This window comes from Streptomyces sp. NPDC052721 (genome assembly GCF_040678315.1).
Classification (GTDB): domain Bacteria; phylum Actinomycetota; class Actinomycetes; order Streptomycetales; family Streptomycetaceae; genus Streptomyces.
The window spans coordinates 24,519-42,404 of sequence record NZ_JBFATL010000021.1 but is presented as its reverse complement, the minus strand read 5'-3'; the positions used below and the strand labels follow the sequence as shown (position 1 = coordinate 42,404).

Here is a 17,886-nt window from a genome sequence, read left to right as displayed (position 1 = left end):
CGTCAGGCGGTACGGATCTCCCGCTCCAGCTGCGTGGCGAGGGTGACATAGCGGGGGCGGCGGTGCACCGGGACGAGCCCGCGGATCATGAGGTGCCACATCTCGGCCACTCTGCGCGGCAGCCGTCCGGTCGGTTCGAGCGAGCGGCCCGCGACCCGGGTGCCGATGAAGAAGCAGACGAGGGAGTGGGCGACGACGCCGACGTCGAGATCGCCGTGTACGTCGGCTTCCCGGACGGCTCCGGTGAACTTGCGGGTGGCGAAGTCGAGCCACTCGGTGAACGGGTGCCGCAGCGGCGGCCGTACGGCGATGTCCGCGGTGGCCAGGCGGAGTCCGGCGCGCGGTACGGGGTCCTCCACGGCGAGCCGGGCGATCCCGAACGTGGTGCGCATCAGGGCCTCCAGCGAGGAGCAGCCGCGGCTCTCGACGTCGGCCACGAGCCGCCGCGCTGCCTTCGCCTGGAGTTCCAGGATGGCGTGGGCCAGATCCTCCTTGGCGGCGAAGTGGAAGTAGAGGGCGCCCTTGGTGACCTTCGCGTGTGCGACGATGTCGCTCAGGCTGGTGGACTCGTATCCGTGCCGGTCGATCAGATCGGCGGCGGCCGTGATGATCGTCGTCCGGGTCTGTTCGGCACGTAACTGCCTTGGCATCCTGGACCCCCTCCTCGCGCTTAAAAACAGGACATGCGGTTTGTTTCTGACCCGTTGCATACGATAACTCACCGAACGGCAACGGGAGTCCGGCGGACCACGCGCGCGGTACGGCACGTGTCATCGCTCCGCTCGACGCCGGCCGGATGCTCCGCACCCCTTCAACGGGCGAGACCTCATCGGTTCCCCTTCGTCGCCGACCGGTGTCCGGCAGCCTCGGGACGACGGGCGCCGCCCCATGATCGCCACGATACGAGGCGGACGGCCGACTCCTCAACAGGATGTGGAAGCAGGCGCAAAACAGCCGAACCGGTCGGTGCTTTCGCGCCCCCCGCGCGCGGGTGCGCCGGACCGGCTGAACGCGGCGGCCGGCGGGGCCGTACTGGACGCCGCAGACCCCGTTCCCGCGCCCGCCGAGGAGACGCCCGGATGACTCGGATGACCCGGATGACCGCCCGCCTGAGCGTCAGGGTGGCCGCCGCGACGGCACCGCTCCTGCTCCTGCCGTGGGCGGCGGGGTCTGCCCAGGCGCACGGAGCGCCCACGAACCCGGTCAGCCGCGTCTACGCCTGCTCACCCGAGGGGGACGCCGCGCGGACGCCGGCCTGCCGGGCGGCGATCACGGCGAACGGCGGTCCGTTCACCGCCTGGGACAACCTGCGTGTGGCAGGGGTGGCCGGCCGCGACCGGCAGATGATTCCGGACGGCAGGCTGTGCAGCGGGAACCTGCCGGCGTACCGGGGCCTGGACCTGGCCCGGCGGGACTGGCCGGCGACGCGGCTGACACCGGGCGGCCGTCTGACGGTGACCTACGCGTCGACCATCGCGCACACGGGCACGTTCAAGCTGTACCTGACCAAGCAGGGTTACGACCCCTCGCGGCCACTGGCGTGGTCCGACCTGCCCGCGCGGCCCTTCGCCGAGGTCACCGACCCGCCGCTGCGCGACGGGGCGTACCACGTGAACGCGAAGCTGCCGGCGGACCGGACAGGGCGTCAGGTGCTGTACACCATCTGGCAGAACAGCAGCACGCCGGACACGTACTACGCGTGCTCCGACGTGGTCTTCCCCGAGCGCGGGAAAGCCGCCGGGGCGGCGAGGTCCACTCGGCCCGCGCCGACGGCGAGCGCACCGGATGCGTCGGCTCCTTCGGCTGCGCCGGCATCATCGGCGCCGAGTTCCCCGGTGGCGAGTTCAACCGATCGGTCCGGTCACGGCGATGAGCACGCCGAGGCCGCCGTCGGCGACGGGTCTCCGGTCGCGGAGACCACGCACGGCGGCTCGGGACCCTCGGCGCCGCTGCTGGCGGGCGGCGCCACCGCGGTGCTGCTGCTCACCGGGGGCGCCGCCCTGACTCTGCGGCTACGACGTCCACGACGACGCTGAACCGGACGGTGCGGTCGGTCAGTTGACGTAGACCCGGGCTCCCGCGTCGGTGACGGGTGCGTACTTGGCCGTGAAGTAGCCGTTGGCGAAGCACAGCGACGAGCCGGAGGTCCTGGTGAACTGCTGGTTGGTGAAGGTGATGCTGCTGTCGGTGTTGTCGGCCTTACCGGTCAGGCTGGGCGCCTGGTACACGCAGGTCACGGTGCCCAGCAGGGTGCGCAGCTGGACGGTGGCCTGGATGACGGAGCCGCTCGCGGGCGAGACGGTGAGGGTGCCGTCCGAGGTGATCGTCGCCGAGTAGGGCAGGTTGTTGATGGTGATGCCGTTGACGCCGAGGACACCGGTGACATTGCTGGTGCAGGTGCTGCTGTTGAAGGTGTGCGCGGTGACGGACTCGGTGGCCGTGCCGGGTGCGGTCGGGTTGCCGGTGACCTGGGCGGTGAACTGCGAGCCGGTGCACTTGATCCCGCTGGTGGCGGTCGCGCTGGAGTAGAAGGTGGCGGAGGTGCCGGAGGCCAGCGGCGCGGTGAGGGTGTCGCCGACGGCGACCGCGGTGCCGCCGGCGCTGCCGGTGGTGAGCACCGTGCCGGCCGCGGAGGCCGGGGTGGCCCATGTGAGGGCGAGCGCCGTGGCGGTACCGGCGAGAGCGAGGAGGGAGCGCGTACGCATGCGGGTGCCTCTCTTCCGAAGTGGGGGGACAGATGAGGTGAGGTGGGGGTGGCGATCGGTGCCGATGCCGCCGGCGCGGGGCCGTCACGCCTTCTCCGTACGCGGCGGACCCGCGCCGGCGGCACACCGGGCACCGGCCGAAGGCCTCGGGGGGAAACCTCCGGCCGGGCCGGGCACAAGGCGGCCTGGCACGGAGAGAGAAAGGAGGGAAGCGCCCGTGCCGGAGCCGCGCTGCGAGGTGGAGCGGTTGCCGTGACAGGGCCGGGAACGCGGCCGGTGCCGCATGAGGGACGCGACGGGTGCCACGCCTGACGCGGCTGGTGCCACTTGCCGGATCCGGCGCCACGGATCCGTGGAAACAGGGCAAGTTGTAGACCTGACCAACCGTCAGGGTCAAGTGGTTGAAAGGTAGTTGGGCCAGGCCGGTTGCGGTCCACGCACATCCGACACCCTTTTTCCACATCTCCCTTGACCCCTGAATGTAACCGGCGGTAACTTCCTCGGAGGCTACTGCCGCGTAACGAGAAAGCCCTTGCGCCCGCCGGGAGTTGCGAGGAGGCGTGCGCGGCATCCGCTGTCCGCGCCAGGACACCGCGCCACTGAAGCCCAACCCGCATTGATCCGCGCCCATGGGAGCAGACATGGCCTCGTCCCCGGACGTCCCGTCCGCCGGCAACACCCCCGACATACCGGGAAGCGACACACCGCCCGAAGCCCAGAACACCGTCGGGACCACCACCGCCGGCGGCGAGAGACGCGGCCGTGTCCGGGCCCGCCGGGCCGCCGTGATGGCGGTACCCGCCACCCTGGTCGCCGCCGGCCTCGCGGTGCTCACCGCACAGGGAGCGCTGGGTGTGCAGTTCGCCATCTCCGGCATGCCCTTCACGGTCACCGCCACGGAACTCAACGGCACCGGGTTCGAGCAGTTCGGCGGGCTCGACAACATGGCGGAGGGCAGCCCGAACGCTGGCGACACCGGCGGCCAGGTGCTCGTCGTCACCTCCGCGATCAAGCACGCCACGCTCACCAAGCTGTGCCAGAGCGTCGACCTCGGCGGCACCAACCTGCTGATCACCGCGGGCGGCGGGTCCGAGAAGGTCAGCGCGACCGACCTGACCACCGACTCCACCGAGCTGTCGGGTGACGCGGCGTTCAACAACATCGAGATCGGCAACGACGCCAGCACGCTGACCAAGGCGGGCGTGAAGGGTCCGGTCGGCGTCTTCAGCCAGCAGGCCGACACCGTGCGCATCGCCCATCTGCGGCAGACCAACTACGCGACCACCGCTGGCGTGTTCAAGCTGCCGGGTCTCAAGCTCCGCTTCAGCGACTCGGGCTGCTGATCCCCGTGCCGGACCGTCCACGTCCAGGACCGAGGCTCGCCTTCCGCGGATGGCGGGCCCGCCGGCCGTTCTGGGGCGGGCTGCTGCTCACCCTCGGCGGCGGCGAGATCCTGCTCACCGAGAAGGCCTCGCTGAAGGTCGTACTGCACATCGGCATGCAGGGCCTGGCCGGCTATCTGCTGCCGACCCTCATGGTGCTGCTGGGCCTGCTGATCCTCTTCAACCCCTCCCAGCGGCTCTTCTACTCCGTCACCGGCATCCTGCTCTCCCTGGGCAGCTGGCTCACCTCCAACCTGGGCGGTTTCTTCATCGGCCTGCTCCTCGGCGCCACCGGCAGCTGCCTCACGTTCGGCTGGCTCCCGGACCAGGAACCACGCGTCAGCCGCCGCGGACGCCGCAAGCAGGAGCGGGCCGACGCCCACACCCTGACGTCGGAGGGGGCGGAGGGGACCGTCTGAGCCGGGGCGTGGTGCAGCCGGGGCCTGAGTGGTGCCGGGAGCTTGGTGCGGGTTTGGTGTGTGCTGGGCGTCCTTGGCGCTGGGTTGACGGCGCCGGAGCGTCGATGGCGGAGTGGCCGTGGCATACCGGGTCTCGGTGGCGCCGTGGCGTACCGGCCTCGGTGGCCGGGTGACCACACCTCGTCGGGCCCTCGGTGGCGGGGGTCGAGCCCAGCCGGGCCTCGGTGGCCGAGTGGTGGCGTACCCGAGCGTCGCCTCAGCGGCGAGGGGCCGAACCCCTGCTTCGTCCCCTGGGACGGAGGAGGCCGAACCGGGCCGGATCACAAACCAGGGGTCCCCCGAACAGGTGACTTGGGAACTTCTTTGCCCGTGCCGGGAGTTCATCGGGCAGTCGGACGGCGGTGGAGTGCCGTCCGGGTGACGTGATGAACGAAGGAGTTACGGCATGGTGTTCAAGAGGCTGCTGGGCGCGCTCGGGGTCGGCGGCCCCTCCGTGGACACGGTGCTGGACGGCGGCGCGGCGCTGCCCGGCGGCACTCTGGCGGGCCGGGTGCTGCTGCGGGGCGGTGCGACGGCCGTGGAGGTCGAGCGCATCGGCCTGGAGCTGATCGCCCGCGTGGAGGCGGAGCACGCGGAGGCCGAGAGCGAGGGCGCGGTCGCCTTCGAGCGGTTCACCGTCGGTGGCGGTTTCCGACTCGGTGAACAGGAGGAACGCGAGCTGCCGTTCAGTGCCGCTCCCCTGGGAGACCCCGGTGACCGAACTGCACGGCCAGCCGCTCGGCATCGTGCTGGGTGTGCGCACCGAGGTCGCGGTGGCCGGCGCCCGGGACAAGGGCGACCTGGATCCGCTCACCGTCCGCCCCCTGCCGGTGCAGGAGGCCGTGCTGGAGGCCCTCGGCGCACTGGGCTTCGACTTCCGCTCGGCCGACCTGGAGTACGGCCGCATCGGCGGTACGGGCCAGCAGTTGCCGTTCTACCAGGAGATCGAGCTGACCCCGGCCCCCCAGTACGCGCACGCGGTGAACGAGATCGAGCTGACCTTCCTCGCCTCCCCCATGGGCGTCGAGGTGGTCCTGGAGGCGGACAAGCGCGGCGGGCCGTGGTCATCGGGACACGACGCCCTGACCCGCTTCACCGTGCGCCACGAGGACGCGCCGGCCCTCGACTGGCAGAGAGAGGTGGACGGCTGGATCCGCCAGGTGACCGAGCACCGCGACGCCTACGGCAGCCATGCGGCGTACGGCCACGGCGGCGCGCCCCAGCCCGGTCACTACTCCCCCGGCACCCACCACTCCGGCCCGGGCCTGGGCACGGCCGTGGCCGCCGGCGCGGCGGGCCTCGCCGTGGGCGTCGCGGGCGGCATGGTGGCCGCGGAAGTCGTGGACGAGGTCGGGGACTTCTTCGAGGGGGAGGAGGACGAAGGCGACGAAGGCTAGGAGAGGAGCGAAAGGAGGGGGCCGCTCAGCCGGCGGAGCGCTGCGTACCGTCCTCCTCCTTCATCGCCTTGGCCTCGCTCTTGAGGATGCGCATGGACGTGCCCAGCGCACGGGCGGTGTCGGGAAACTTCCGGGACCCGAACAGCAGGAGGAACACGATCGCGACGATCAGCAGATGCCAGGGCTCAAGTCCGTTGCGGAGCATGACCGCCCCCTTCTTCGTCTCGCTTGTCTCACCTTGCGGCAACGCTCGCTGTGTTGCGCACCTGTACAACCCGGCCTGAGGGCGGAAAGCGCGCACCCGGCCTGGGGCGGGCGGTGGTACCGGGCCGGGCTGCGGCACACGCCGGTCGTGACGGGCCTTCGCCGCCCTGAGGACCAGGGCGTACAGGGCGGGGACGGCGGCGAGCGGGAGATGGCAGGCGACGGGCAGCGCGGTCAGGCCGAGTGCGGCGCCCAGCGGGCCTGCCGGCAGGGCGAGGGCGACGGCGGCGAGCAGGGCCGCCGCCCAGCCGACCGGCCGGGCCGCGCAGCCGCCGCCGTCCGAGGGGCCGCTGCGCGGCAACAGCATGACCAGGGCCTGGGTGATCAGGTTCTCGGTGAACCAGGCCGAGTGGAACACGGCCTGGTCGTCGCACCGAGGGTGTGCGGCACGGCGGTGAAGGAGTCGCGCAAGCCGCGCAGCCGGCGGATCGGCCAGGGGGTGTGCGGGCGGGGCGGGGTGTTGTCGCCGAGGGCGGCGAGCCGGGCGGCGTCCTCGGCGTCGGCGAGTCCGCGCGGGCCGGTGTCCAGGCGCCGCAGCTACTGGAGGACGGTGCCGGTCCCGGGATCAGAGGCCACGGAGCCGGCGGGCCGGGACGGTGGCGGGTGCCTCCCGCTCGGCGAGCCGGCTGACGAGGAGGCGTACGACGTCGACCACGGCGGCCTGTTCGGCGGTGTCGACGAAGTAGACCTGACGGCGGCCCTCGCGGCGGGAGCGGACGAGTCCGGCGAGTTTGAGCTTGGTCAGGTGCTGGCTGACGGCGGGCAGGGCACCGCCGACCCGCTCGGCGAGGCCGGTCACGTCGCTCTCGCCCTGGGTCAGCGCCCACACGATGTGCAGCCGGGCGGGGGCGGCGAGCAGTCCGAAGGCGGCGGCCGCCTGGGCGAGCACCTCGGCGGAGGGGTCCTGGTGGCCGGTACCGGGCGCTGTCGCCACTGTCGCCTTCCTCCGTTGGGTTCGTCGTGGGTTCGTCGTGGGTCCGTCGCTGTGTTCGGGCTGTGTCCGCCGTGTCCGCGGACTGAGTGTAGATCTCCGGAACTTCCCGGCCGCCCCATCAGTTTCTACGTTGTTGTAGAAGTTACCGTCGGGCTGCCGGAAGCACCCGGCGGCCGATACGAGGAGTGCGCATGGCCCTGTGGGACCGCATCAAGGAGTCGGCGTCACAGATGCAGACGCAGTTGGTGGCGAAGAAGAACGACCTGAAGAGCGGCGCGTTCCGCGATGCGAGCATGGCGATGTGCGCGCTGGTGGCCGCCGCCGACGGGACGGTGGATCCGTCGGAGCGGCAGCGGGTGGCCCAGCTCATCGCCACCAACGAGGTGTTGCAGAACTTCCCCGCGGACGACCTCCGCCGGCGCTTCGAGGCGAACTTGGACAAGCTGACGACGGACTTCGCCTTCGGCAAGGTGAGCGTGCTGCAGGAGATCGCCAAGGCGAAGAAGAAGCCCGCCGAGGCGCGGGCCGTCATCCAGATCGGCATCGTCATCGGTGGCGCGGACGGCGACTTCGACAAGGACGAGCAGGCCGTGGTGCGCGAGGCGTGCTACGCGCTGGACCTGCCGCCGCACGAGTTCGACCTCTGAGCCGGCTGTGGAGCGTGTGGAGGAGGGCATGCGCGACGACCTGGACCGTGCCCTCGTCCACGCCCGCGCTGAACGGCGCTCACCACTCCCGCGCTCACCACTCCCACGCTCGTCTTCCTCGCTCACAACTCCGCGAGGCGGGGCAGCAGTTCCGTCGCCGTCTCGATGTCCCCGGTCAGTGGGCGGTCCTCCACGCCGGTGGGGAGCGTGGCGGCGGCGAGGGTGAGGGCGGGGAGGGCCGGCGGTTCCGGATGGAGGCGCAAGGCCCTGACGGCGGACACCAGCTCGCAGGCGAGGACGGTGGCGTAGGCGGCGCGGGCCCGTTCCGTCTGGCGGGCCGCCTGCCCGGCGAAGCCGGCGGCCTCCTCCAGGCCGTGGGAGAGGACGGCGTGCCCGGCCGAGGCCGGCGCGGCAGCGCTGGAGCGCAGCTCGGCGAGCGCCGAGTTGGCGGTGTACTCCAGGATCATCGTGCCGGAGCTGCCGGCCGGGCCGGTGGCGAGGAAGGCGGGCAGGCCGGTGAGGTCGGGGCGGCTCAGCGCGGACAGGCGTGCGGCGGAGAGCTGCGCGGTCTTCAGCAGGGCGAGGTTCAGGCCGTCCAGCGCCAGCGCGAGGGGAGCGGCGAAGAAGCCGCCGTGGTGGTAGAGATGGCCCTCGGGGGTCAGGACGGGATTCTCCGAGGGGCAGTTGATCTCGGTCTCGACGATCCGGCGCAGCGCGGCCGAGGCGTCGAGGGCGGCGCCGTGCACCTGCGGGAACGCGCGGAATCCGTACGGGTCCTGGATCCGGCGGCCCGCTGCGGGGAGCCCGTTCCCCAGGCCCGCCGCCGGGTCGTCGGGCAGGCCGAGCAGACGCCGTACCTCGGCGGCGGCACGGACCGGGCCGGGGTAGGGCCGCAGGGCGTGCACCGGCGCGGCGTACGCCTCCGGCGAGCCCGACACGGCGGCGAGGGACAGTGCCGCGACCACGTGCGTGGCCCGCAGCAGCAGCTCGGTCTCGTGCCCGGCGAGGGCGGCCTGCGCGAGGGCGAGGGCGTTGCTGCTGAGCAGCGCGAGGGCGTCGCCGGCCCGCAGGGTGACCGGAGCGGGCAGCTCACCGGCGGTCCGGTCTCCGTCGCCGACGCCCCGGGGACGGGCCTCGCCGACGTGCACACCGTCGACCGTCCCGGTCAGGTCCGCCGCTGCCAGGGCCGCTTGCTCCGCGCCGACGGCGACAGCACCGGGCGCCCCGCCGCCGGAAGGCGACCGCTCCCCACCGAGCACACCCCCACCCGACACCTCCCCCGGCCCGGTGCCCACACCCCCGACCGTCACCCGCTCCCCGGTACCCACACCCCCGACCGCCGGACCAGCAGCCGCCGGACACTCCGGCACCTCCCCGGCCCCGAGCCCCGGCCCGACCCCCGCCCGCTCCCCCACCGGCACGGTTCCGCCCGCGCGAGGTGAGGCCGATGAGTCGTCCGGTGCCAGCCAAGGGCGTTCGCCGAGGAGGGTCAGGCCTGTCTGGGCCAGGGCCGTCAGGTCGCCGGTGCCCACGCCGCCGTACTCGTTGACCGCCGGGTGCACGCCGAGGCGGAGGGCGTCGGTGAGGGCGGTGACGAAGGACGGGTGGATCCCGGAGCCGCCGGAAAGAAGCTGGTTGGCGCGGATGGCGAGCATCGCGCGAACCGTGCGGGCCGGCAGCAGCGGACCGGCCCCGCCCGCGTGGCTGCGCAGGAGACGCAGGCCGTGGGCGGTCTCCTCGGCCGGGTCGACGGCGACCGAGCGGTGCGCGCCGACGCCGGTGCCGCGGCCGTACCAGCGCCCCGTGGCGGCGAGCCGGTCGGCCGTCTCCCGGGCGCGGCGGACCCGGTCCAGGGCGCCGGGGTCGACGGCGGGTACGGCCGTACCGTCGGCGAGCCGGATCAGGGCGGGGAGAGTGAGGCCGCCGCCGTCGAGCGGGACGCGGGTGTCCCCTGGCTGCGGGGGCACCCGCGTCGGCACGTCCACGGTCGTTCCTGACAGTTCCTGGTCGTTCTGGTTGTTCTGGTCGATCTAGTCGATCTAGTCGATCTAGTCGATCTGGGCCGTTCCAGCCGTCCCGGCTGTTCCCGCCGTTCCGGTCACCTGGCCGTTCCCGTCAGCTGGCCGTTCCGGTCCCCGCGCCGGTTCCGGCTTTCCCGGCCCTTCCGGGCGGTGCGGCCTCAGCCCAGCCCCGCCGACTTCAGCCACGCCTTCGCGACGTCCAGCGGGTCCTTGTTCTGGGCCTGCACCTGGGTGTCCAGGTCCAGCAGGGTCGCGGTGTCGAGCTTGGCGGAGACGGCGTTGAGCGCGTCGACGCCCTCCTTGGACAGCGCGCCCTTGTAGGCGAGCGGCTGGACGTTCTCGAAGCCGAACAGGTTCTTCGGGTCCTGCAGGACGACGAACTTCTCCTTGGAGATGTTCGGGTCCGTGGTGAAGATGTCCGCGGCCTGCACGGCGTCCTTCTTCAGCGCCGCCAGCGTGAGCGGGCCGCCCGCGTCCAGCGCCTTGAAGGACTTGAACTCCAGGCCGTAGACGGACTTCAGGCCCACCAGACCCTGCTGCCGGGTCTGGAACTCCGGCGAGGCGCCGATGACCAGGTCCTCGGCGATGTCCTTCAGGTCGGCGATGGAGGACTTCTCGGTGAGGTGGTACTTCTTCGCGGTGGCCGCGTTGACCGTGATCGAGTCCTTGTCCTGCGCCGACGCCGGGTTCAGCAGCGTGAGCTTGGAGTCCAGCTTGGCGTTGATGGCGTCCGTGGTCTCCGCGAGGGTCTTCGGGGCGGCCTTCGGGTCGAGGTAGGCCAGGAGCGCGCCGTTGTACTCGGGCAGGACCGATATGGAACCGTTCTTGATCAGACCGTAGGTGGTCTCGCGGCTGCCGATGTTCGGCTTGTACGTGACCTTGATCCCCTTGGCCTTGAGCGCCTCGCCGTAGATGTCGGCGAGCAGGGTGCTCTCGGGGAAGTTGTTGGATCCGACGACGACGGTGTCGCCGCTGGCCTTGCTGTCGTCCGACAGGGGGTTGCCGTCTTTGCCGTCGTTGGAGGAACAGCCCGCCAGCAGAGCCGTCGCCGCCGCGAGGGCGACCGCCGCCGCGCCTCGGTTCCTCCGGATGGACCTGCTGATGTGGGTCGTGGAAGTCACGCGCTGATCCAATCCAGCCGGTTCTCGGTCAGTCAAGGGCATCAGATCACCGATTGGCCTCGATCTGCGGTCACTCGCGCACATAGAGCAGTCTCTTTGTAACGGATTCTTGATGAAAGGTGAGCTGATCCACACCTCAAGAGGCCTGTAGTCTCACCCGAGTTGGTATCGACCACAGCGGTGCGCGGGGCCCGCTTCGGTGTCGTGACGCAGGCGTTCCGGGGGCGACGCAGCCCTCAGGTCCGGGAGTGACGGCTCCCCCGGACAAGACACCCATGAAGGAGGCCCGGTGTCCACGAACCAGGTGGACGCGCCCGCCCGGCACGCCCCCACCCGGGGCGGAGCACGGGGATTCGCCGACCGCTGGCCCTTCCGGCGCAAACTCAATCTGCTCGTCGGCATCCCCCTCGCGGTCATCGCGGTTCTTCTGGCGTACCTCTTCACCGACCTGGTGCGGCAGTCGTCCAGCGCGGCCTCGGCGGCCCGGCTGGTGCGCGACAGCGCACAGGTGGCGCGGCTGGTGGACCGGGTGGAGGCCGAGCACCAGCAGGCCATCCTGCTCTCGACGCGCTACGAGTCCGGGGACGCGAAGCCGTCGACGTCCGCCTACCGCGCGGCGCAGCACGCGGTCGACTCCCAGGTGGCCAAGGTGCGCGAGGCCTTCGGGGACCGGCTGCCGGAGAGCGAGGCGCAGGCCCTGCGCGGGGTCGAGGGCCTCACCAGCCTGCGTACCTCGGTGGAGCAGTCGTACCTGCCCGCCGACAACATCGACCCGGCCTACGCGGGCGCCGCCCAGAGCCTGATCGACGGCCTCGGCCTCGACCGCGACGCCGACCTCGCCGAGACCTTCACCGGCAGCCTGCTGGACTCCCTGCTGCGCGCGGACGCCGCCCACGGCGCCTTCGAGACCAACGTGTTCGCCGCCACCACGGGCGACACCAACGCGCAGATCGAGTTCACCAGCGCGGTCGGCGCGTACGAGCTGTACACCCACCAGGCCGAGCGCTTCGGCCGGTTCGCCACCGAGGCGCAGGCCGAGCGGTTCTCCGGCATCGAACACACGCAGGCACAGCGGGAGATCGCCGAGGCCTACGCCGAACTACAGGTCGTCGTGGGCCGGCTGGAGACGAACGACCAGCCGGGGCTGCGACGGGCGGTGCAGGACGCGCTGACCGACTACCCCGCCTACCCCGAACAGGCCGCCGCGCGGCTGAAGATCACCACCGCGTTGATCGGCCAGATCGCCGACCGGGCCGACGGCGCCGCCGACGGCGCCCGGTGGCGGGCCGGCCTGCTGCTGAGCGGCGCGCTGATCGCCTTCGCGCTGTGGATCGCCTTCGCGGTGCTGGTGCGCCGCTCGGTGGTCCGGCCCGTGCAGGCGCTCACCGGAGCCGCGCGGGAGGTCGCCGAGGTCGCCGGACGTGAGCTGGCCCGGGTGGCCGACGACGACGCCGAGGACGACGGACCGCCCCGGTTGCGGGACATGCCGGTCACGGCCCGCGACGAGATCGGCGACCTGGCGGAGGCGTTCAACCGGGTGCAGACCACCGCCGCCGCGCTGCTGGAACGCCAGGTGCTCAGCCGGCGCAACACCGCGGAGATGTTCGGCAACGTGGGCCGCCGGGTCAGCAACCTGACCACCCGGCAACTCGCGCTGATCGACGCGGTGGAGCGGGGGGAGACCGACCCGGCGCTGCTGGAACGGCTGTACTCCATCGACCACATCGCCGTACGGCTGCGCCGCAACGCCGACAGCCTGATGCTGCTGGCCGGCATCCGCGAGACGGTGCTGGACGCGGGTCCGACCGCGCTGTCCACCGTCGTACGGGCCGCGCTCGGGCAGATCGAGGGCTATCGGCGGGTACGGCTGTACGCCGCGTCGGACGCCCTGGTCGAGCCGGACATCATCGGTGACCTCACGCTGATGGTGGCCGAACTCCTGGAGAACGCGGTGTCGTTCTCGCCCGAGGGCAGCCCCGTCGAGGTCACCGTCCGCTCCGGCGCCGAGGGCACGCACGTCGTGATCACCGACCACGGCCTCGGCATGAGCGCCGAGCGGCTCGCCGAGGAGAACGCCCGGCTGATCCGCCGCGAACGGCTGGACCTGGTGCCGACGAAGGTGCTGGGCCTGTTCGTGGTCGGCGCGCTGGCCCGCCGCTGGGAGATCGGCGTCGAGCTGACCCGCACGCCGGGCGGCGGTGTGACGGCCGAGGTGACGCTGCCGGCCTCGCTGCTGCTCGCGCCGGTGGCCGGGGTGTCCGGGCCGGTACCCGCGCGGGGCGCGCTGCCGCCGGTCACCGCCCACGAGAAGGCGCCGGCCGACGGCACCGCCCCGGACGAGCCCGCCCGCGCGGAACACGGCGGCCCGCTCCCCCGCCGGGTCCCCCGCCGCGCACCGCACAGCACCGACGCACCGGCCCCTTCGGGGGAGCAGACCCCGGGCGGCGCCGAACACACCGCGCGGCCGCTGCGCCGCCGGGTCCGCGGGGCCACGCTGCGCACCACCGCCGGTGCCGCGCCGACGGTGCCGAAGACCGTACGGCCGCTGGACGCGGAGGCCGTCCGCAGCGCGCTGGAGGAGTTCGAGGACGCGGTCGAACGCGCCCGACGGGACAGCGACACGGGCAGCTTCGCCCGCCCGGTGAGCACCGGTACGGCTCCTCACGAGAGCGGCACGGCCACGGCAACGCGCCGGCACGACGTGCCGACGGCATCGCACCAGCCCCGCCCGGACAGCACCCCCGGAGCCACGCGCTCGCCCCACCCGGGCGACACCCCGCCCCACGCCGGCGACACCCCGGCCACCGACCCCACACACCCCACGCCCGCGGCCACCCCCACGCCCCCGACCACCCCGCCGCACGACCCGAACCACCTTCCGGAAGGAGCCGAGCAGTGAGCACGTCGACAGGTGACAGCCCGACGGGCGGCACCACGCCGACCGACCTGCAGGCAGCCGCGGCCGACTTCACCTGGCTGCTGAACCGCTTCGCGACCGAGACCGCCGGCGTCGTCGACGCCATCGCCGTGTCCTCCGACGGCCTGCTGATCGCGGTGTCACAGCTGCGCGAGCACGCCGACTCCGAGCGGCTCGCGGCGATCGTGTCCGGCATCACCAGCCTGGCCGCGGGCGCCTCCGGCAACTACGGCCTCGGCGGACTGAACAAGGTCATCATCGATCTGGAGGGCGGCCACGTCATCGTCTCCGCGATCGGGAGCGGCGCCGTGCTCGGCGTCGTCACCGACAAGGAGGCGAAGCTGGGCAACATCGCCTACGAGATGACGCTGTTCGCCAACCGCGCCGGTGCCGCGCTGAGCCCACAGCTCGTGCTGGAGCTGAAGAACAGCGTGAGCGCGGCGGCGGCCCGCTGAGGAGGAGAAGGTTTCCATGGCGGACGGCATGGCGGACGGCATCCCGCCCCCGGGCCCGGACCCGGTCGGCCCCGCCCCCGCCGTACGGCCGTACCTGGTCACCGCCGGCCGGGTCGCGGACGCCGCCTCCGGCCGGGCGCTGCCCGTGGAGACCCAGGTGGTGTCCACCGCCGACGGTCTCGACGCGCTCGGCCGGCTCTCCTTCGAGCAGCACGACATCGTCGCCGCCTGCCGGCTGCCGCAGTCGCTCGCGGAACTCGCGGCCCGGCTGCGGCTGCATCTCAACGTGGTCCGCGTCCTGGCGGAAGACCTGCGCGAGGCGGGCCAGTTGGCGGTGTACGTGCCGGACGCCGAGGCCACCCACGACGCGTCCGTCCTGCGCAGGGTTATCGATGGCCTGCGGGCCATCCCCGACTCCCGAGGGGTACTGAGTGACACCGACTGAACCGCTCCTGGCCCGGGGCCCGGCCGCGCCGGCGGCGGTGCGGCCGCCGCTGCCGGTGAAGATGGTGATCGCGGGCGGTTTCGGCGTGGGCAAGACCACGGCCGTCGGCGCGATCTCGGAGATCGAGCCGCTGACCACCGAGGCGTCGATCACCGAGGTCGCGGCCGGTGTGGACGACCTCACGCACACCCCGCGCAAGACCACGACGACCGTCGCGATGGACTTCGGCTGCATCACCATCGACCCGACGTTGAAGCTGTACCTGTTCGGCACGCCCGGGCAGGAGCGGTTCGGGTTCATGTGGGACGACATCGTGGAGGGCGCGGTCGGCGGGCTCGTCATCGTCGACACCCGCCGGCTGGACGACTGCTACGCGGCCGTCGACTACTTCGAGCACAAGGGCATCCCGTTCGCCGTCGCGGTCAACGCCTTCGACGGCCGGGTGGAGCACTCGCTGGAGGACGTCCGCTGGGCGCTGGACGTCTCCGACGGCGTGCCGGTCGTGGTGTTCGACGCCCGGGAGCGGGGCTCGGTGCGGGACGCGCTGCTCGTCGTACTCGAACTCGCGCTGGCCCGCACCGAGCAGTGACCGTCAGGTGCTACGGCGTACTCCCGGCGACACCGTGAGCCGGGACGCCGCCCAGAACACGGCCAGGGTCGCGAGGGCGAGGCCGGCGACGAGCGTGGCGCCGCCGACGACCTTCTCGTAGTTCTTCTGGTAGAGGCCGTCGATGATGTAGCGGCCGAGGCCGCCGAGGCTGACGTAGGCGGCGATGGTGGCGGTGGAGACGATCTGGATGGCCGCCGTGCGCAGGCCGCTGAGGATCAGCGGGAGTGCGACCGGCACCTCCACCTGGAGCAGCACGCGCGCCTCGGGCATGCCCATGCCCCGGGCCGCGTCCACCGGGGAGGGGTCGACGGAACGGATGGCCTCGTAGGTGGTGACCAGGATCGGCGGTACGGCGAGCACGACCAGCGGGATCATCACCGGCAGCAGACCGAAGCCGATCCAGATGAACATCAGCACGAGCAGGCCGAAGCTGGGCAGCGCGCGGCCGGCGGTGGCGATGAGCGCGAGGGCGTTGCCGCCGCGCCCGGTGTGGCCGGTGAGCAGGCCGACGGGCAGCCCGATCGCGGCGGCGATCAGCAGGGCTTCCAGGGAGTACTTGATGTGCTCGGCGAACCGGGTGGGGATGCCGTCGTAGCCGTGCCAGTGGGCGCCGTCGCTGAAGAAGGCGTGCGCGAAGTTCAGGACGTTCACCGGGTGGCACCCTTCCGCGGCATCCAGGGGGTGAGGAGGAGGCGGACGAGGACCAGTACGGCGTCGGCGAGGATGCCCAGCACCGCGATGGTCAGGACGGAGTTCACGGCCAGGGCGGGCCGGTGGTAGGTCTGGGCGTCGTAGAGCATGTTGCCGAGGGCGCCCTGGTTGCCGATGAGCATGCCGACGCTGACCAGGGAGATGCTGGAGACGGTGGCCACCCTGAGGCCGGCGATGATCGCGGGTACGGCGATGGGCAACTGGACCTGGAAGTAGCGGCGTACGGCCCCGAAGCCCATGGCCTGGGCGGCGGCCAGGGTCTCCGGCGGCACCGAGCGGACGCCGTCCACGATCGCCGGGACCAGCACCACCAGGCTGTAGAGCGCGAGCGGGATCATCACCGTCGTCTCGCTCTGCCCGAAGTAGTCGATGAGGACGACGAAGAAGGCGAGCGAGGGGATGGCGTACAGGACGGTGGTGATGCCGAGGACGGGCGGGTAGATCCAGCGGAACCGCACGCACAGCTGGGCGATCGGCAGCGAGACGAGCAGTCCGGCGAGCACCGGCAGCAGGGCCTCGCGCAGATGCAGCCCGATGAGGCCGAGGTAGCTGTGCTGGAGGTCGCTGGGGAGGTCGAAGAAGCCGCTCATCGCCCGGCCTTCGCGTCGGCGCGCTCCGCCACCTCGCTGTGGGCGGCGCGGATCGCCTCGCCGATGACCTGCTGGGAGACGACGCCGACCGCGCGTCCCTCGCCGTCCACCGCGACGGCCCAGCCGGTCGGTGAGAGCACGGCCCCGTCGAGCGCGGTGCGCAGCGAGTCGGTGCCGGGCACGAACGGCCGGCCGTGGTCCAGGAGACGGTCCCGGTCGATGGCGCCGGCGGTGAGCCGGTCCGGTTCGCTCCAGCCGAGCGGCCTGCCGTCGAGGTCCGTGACGAGGAGATAGGGGGCCGTGGCCGCCCGGGCGGCGAGCTTGCCGGCGTCGGCGTCGATCGGGACGACGGGCGCGGACTGCAACTCCAGCCCGGCGGACGGGAAGAAGGAGAGCCGGCGGATGCCGCGGTCGGCGCCGAGGAAGTCCTCCACGAAGGGGTCGGCGGGCGCGCTGAGCAGTTCGGCGGGCGGGGCGAACTGGGCGAGCCGGCCGCCGGTGCGCAGCACGGCGACCTTGGTGCCCAGCTTGATCGCCTCGTCGATGTCGTGCGTGACGAAGACGATGGTCTTGCCCAGCTCGTCCTGGATGCGCAGGAGTTCGTCCTGGAGTCCCTTGCGGACGACGGGGTCGACGGCGGAGAACGGCTCGTCCATCAGCAGCACCGGCGGGTCGGCGGCGAGGGCGCGGGCCACGCCGACGCGCTGCTGCTGGCCGCCGGAGAGCTGGTACGGGTACCGCTTGGCCAGCGCGGAGTCGAGGCCCACGCGTTCCATCAGCTCGGCGGCCCGGGCCCGGGCCTTCTGCTTGGTCCAGCCGAGCAGGCGGGGCACGGTGGCGATGTTGTCGAGGATGGTGCGGTGCTGGAAGAGCCCGGCGTTCTGGATGACGTAGCCCATCGACCGGCGCAAGGTGTTGACCGGCTGCTGCCGGATGTCCTGGCCGTCGAGGAGGATGCTGCCCTCGCTGGGCTCCACCATCCGGTTGATCATCCGCAGGGTCGTCGTCTTGCCGCAGCCGGAGGGCCCGACGAGGACGGTGATCGCGCGGTCCGGTATGTCCAACGACAGCCGGTCGACCGCGACCGTGCCGTCGGGATACCGCTTCGTGACTGAGTCTATCCGTATCAAAACGCCGCGTACCCTTCGGGCGACCGATCCTGGGCTGATGCGGGGAGAGTCTAGACCGCCAGTGTTTCGAAACTTTGGCGGGACAGCGTTGACTCCGCG

At 72.2% G+C, this 17,886-nt stretch carries 16 protein-coding genes and 2 pseudogenes; 9 read left to right on the top strand and 9 right to left on the bottom strand.

Annotated features, from left to right (window positions below):
- Nucleotides 1-2 precede the first annotated feature (2 nt).
- The gene (locus tag AB0L21_RS20920) at nt 3-650 is read right to left on the bottom strand and encodes a ScbR family autoregulator-binding transcription factor (protein WP_365704190.1); all 648 of its coding nucleotides are present in this window, start codon (nt 648-650) and stop codon (nt 3-5) included.
- Between the two features lie 438 nt (nt 651-1,088).
- On the opposite strand from AB0L21_RS20920, the gene AB0L21_RS20915 reads away from it, so the two are divergent.
- Complete coding sequence (locus AB0L21_RS20915; RefSeq protein WP_365785672.1) at nt 1,089-2,036, top strand: lytic polysaccharide monooxygenase; 948 nt, start codon at nt 1,089-1,091, stop codon at nt 2,034-2,036.
- Nucleotides 2,037-2,054: 18 nt separating this feature from the next.
- Here AB0L21_RS20915 and AB0L21_RS20910 read toward each other — a convergent pair whose 3' ends face one another.
- The gene (locus AB0L21_RS20910; protein ID WP_365704192.1) at nt 2,055-2,705 is read right to left on the bottom strand and encodes a Tat pathway signal sequence domain protein; all 651 of its coding nucleotides are present in this window, start codon (nt 2,703-2,705) and stop codon (nt 2,055-2,057) included.
- A gap of 641 nt (nt 2,706-3,346) precedes the next feature.
- On the opposite strand from AB0L21_RS20910, the gene AB0L21_RS20905 reads away from it, so the two are divergent.
- The 3 genes and pseudogenes from AB0L21_RS20905 to AB0L21_RS20895 all read left to right on the top strand — a co-directional run bounded on the left by AB0L21_RS20905 (nt 3,347) and on the right by AB0L21_RS20895 (nt 5,942).
- Nucleotides 3,347-4,048, top strand: a complete 702-nt coding sequence (locus AB0L21_RS20905) for a DUF6230 family protein (RefSeq protein ID WP_365785574.1) — start codon at nt 3,347-3,349, stop codon at nt 4,046-4,048.
- Nucleotides 4,049-4,053: 5 nt separating this feature from the next.
- Complete coding sequence (locus AB0L21_RS20900) at nt 4,054-4,506, top strand: DUF6114 domain-containing protein (protein ID WP_365704196.1); 453 nt, start codon at nt 4,054-4,056, stop codon at nt 4,504-4,506.
- 445 nt (nt 4,507-4,951) lie between these two features.
- A pseudogene (locus AB0L21_RS20895) lies at nt 4,952-5,942 on the top strand (sporulation protein).
- Nucleotides 5,943-5,994: 52 nt separating this feature from the next.
- Here the strand turns inward: AB0L21_RS20895 and tatA are convergent.
- A pseudogene (gene tatA, locus AB0L21_RS20890) lies at nt 5,995-6,147 on the bottom strand (Sec-independent protein translocase subunit TatA); the annotation flags it as partial.
- A gap of 624 nt (nt 6,148-6,771) precedes the next feature.
- On the bottom strand, nt 6,772-7,140 hold the full coding sequence (locus AB0L21_RS20885) for a metalloregulator ArsR/SmtB family transcription factor (RefSeq protein WP_365785572.1): 369 nt from the start codon (nt 7,138-7,140) through the stop codon (nt 6,772-6,774).
- Between the two features lie 191 nt (nt 7,141-7,331).
- Here AB0L21_RS20885 and AB0L21_RS20880 point away from each other — a divergent pair, with 191 nt between their 5' ends.
- Nucleotides 7,332-7,787 (top strand): TerB family tellurite resistance protein, encoded by a 456-nt coding sequence (locus AB0L21_RS20880; RefSeq protein WP_365785570.1) that lies wholly within the window; start codon nt 7,332-7,334, stop codon nt 7,785-7,787.
- A 122-nt stretch (nt 7,788-7,909) separates the two neighbouring features.
- Here the strand turns inward: AB0L21_RS20880 and AB0L21_RS20875 are convergent, their stop codons facing one another.
- Nucleotides 7,910-9,772: an aromatic amino acid ammonia-lyase gene (locus AB0L21_RS20875; RefSeq protein WP_365785568.1), complete on the bottom strand. Its 1,863-nt coding sequence runs from the start codon at nt 9,770-9,772 to the stop codon at nt 7,910-7,912.
- Nucleotides 9,773-9,966: 194 nt separating this feature from the next.
- Nucleotides 9,967-10,929, bottom strand: coding sequence for an ABC transporter substrate-binding protein (locus tag AB0L21_RS20870; protein ID WP_365785566.1), 963 nt, complete (start codon nt 10,927-10,929; stop codon nt 9,967-9,969).
- A 289-nt stretch (nt 10,930-11,218) separates the two neighbouring features.
- On the opposite strand from AB0L21_RS20870, the gene AB0L21_RS20865 reads away from it, so the two are divergent.
- The 4 genes from AB0L21_RS20865 to AB0L21_RS20850 are packed head-to-tail and all read left to right on the top strand — an operon-like array spanning nt 11,219 to nt 15,335.
- Entirely contained in the window at nt 11,219-13,828 is a 2,610-nt protein-coding gene (locus AB0L21_RS20865) for an ATP-binding protein (protein WP_365785564.1), read from the top strand.
- Entirely contained in the window at nt 13,825-14,301 is a 477-nt protein-coding gene (locus AB0L21_RS20860; protein WP_365704210.1) for a roadblock/LC7 domain-containing protein, read from the top strand. The genes AB0L21_RS20865 and AB0L21_RS20860 overlap by 4 nt, the downstream gene beginning before the upstream one ends.
- 28 nt (nt 14,302-14,329) lie before the next feature.
- Nucleotides 14,330-14,746, top strand: coding sequence for a DUF742 domain-containing protein (locus AB0L21_RS20855; protein ID WP_365704274.1), 417 nt, complete (start codon nt 14,330-14,332; stop codon nt 14,744-14,746).
- Complete coding sequence (locus AB0L21_RS20850) at nt 14,733-15,335, top strand: ATP/GTP-binding protein (protein ID WP_030645000.1); 603 nt, start codon at nt 14,733-14,735, stop codon at nt 15,333-15,335. Before AB0L21_RS20855 ends, AB0L21_RS20850 begins: the two co-directional genes overlap by 14 nt.
- A 3-nt stretch (nt 15,336-15,338) precedes the next feature.
- On the opposite strand, the gene AB0L21_RS20845 is transcribed toward AB0L21_RS20850, so the two are convergent.
- The 3 genes from AB0L21_RS20845 to AB0L21_RS20835 are packed head-to-tail and all read right to left on the bottom strand — an operon-like array spanning nt 15,339 to nt 17,787.
- The gene (locus AB0L21_RS20845) at nt 15,339-16,007 is read right to left on the bottom strand and encodes an ABC transporter permease (protein ID WP_365704212.1); all 669 of its coding nucleotides are present in this window, start codon (nt 16,005-16,007) and stop codon (nt 15,339-15,341) included.
- Entirely contained in the window at nt 16,004-16,657 is a 654-nt protein-coding gene (locus AB0L21_RS20840) for an ABC transporter permease subunit (RefSeq protein WP_365704214.1), read from the bottom strand. Before AB0L21_RS20840 ends, AB0L21_RS20845 begins: the two co-directional genes overlap by 4 nt.
- A complete protein-coding gene (locus AB0L21_RS20835) occupies nt 16,654-17,787 on the bottom strand; it encodes an ABC transporter ATP-binding protein (RefSeq protein WP_365704216.1) in 1,134 nt (377 codons plus the stop codon). Before AB0L21_RS20835 ends, AB0L21_RS20840 begins: the two co-directional genes overlap by 4 nt.
- Nucleotides 17,788-17,886 lie beyond the last annotated feature (99 nt).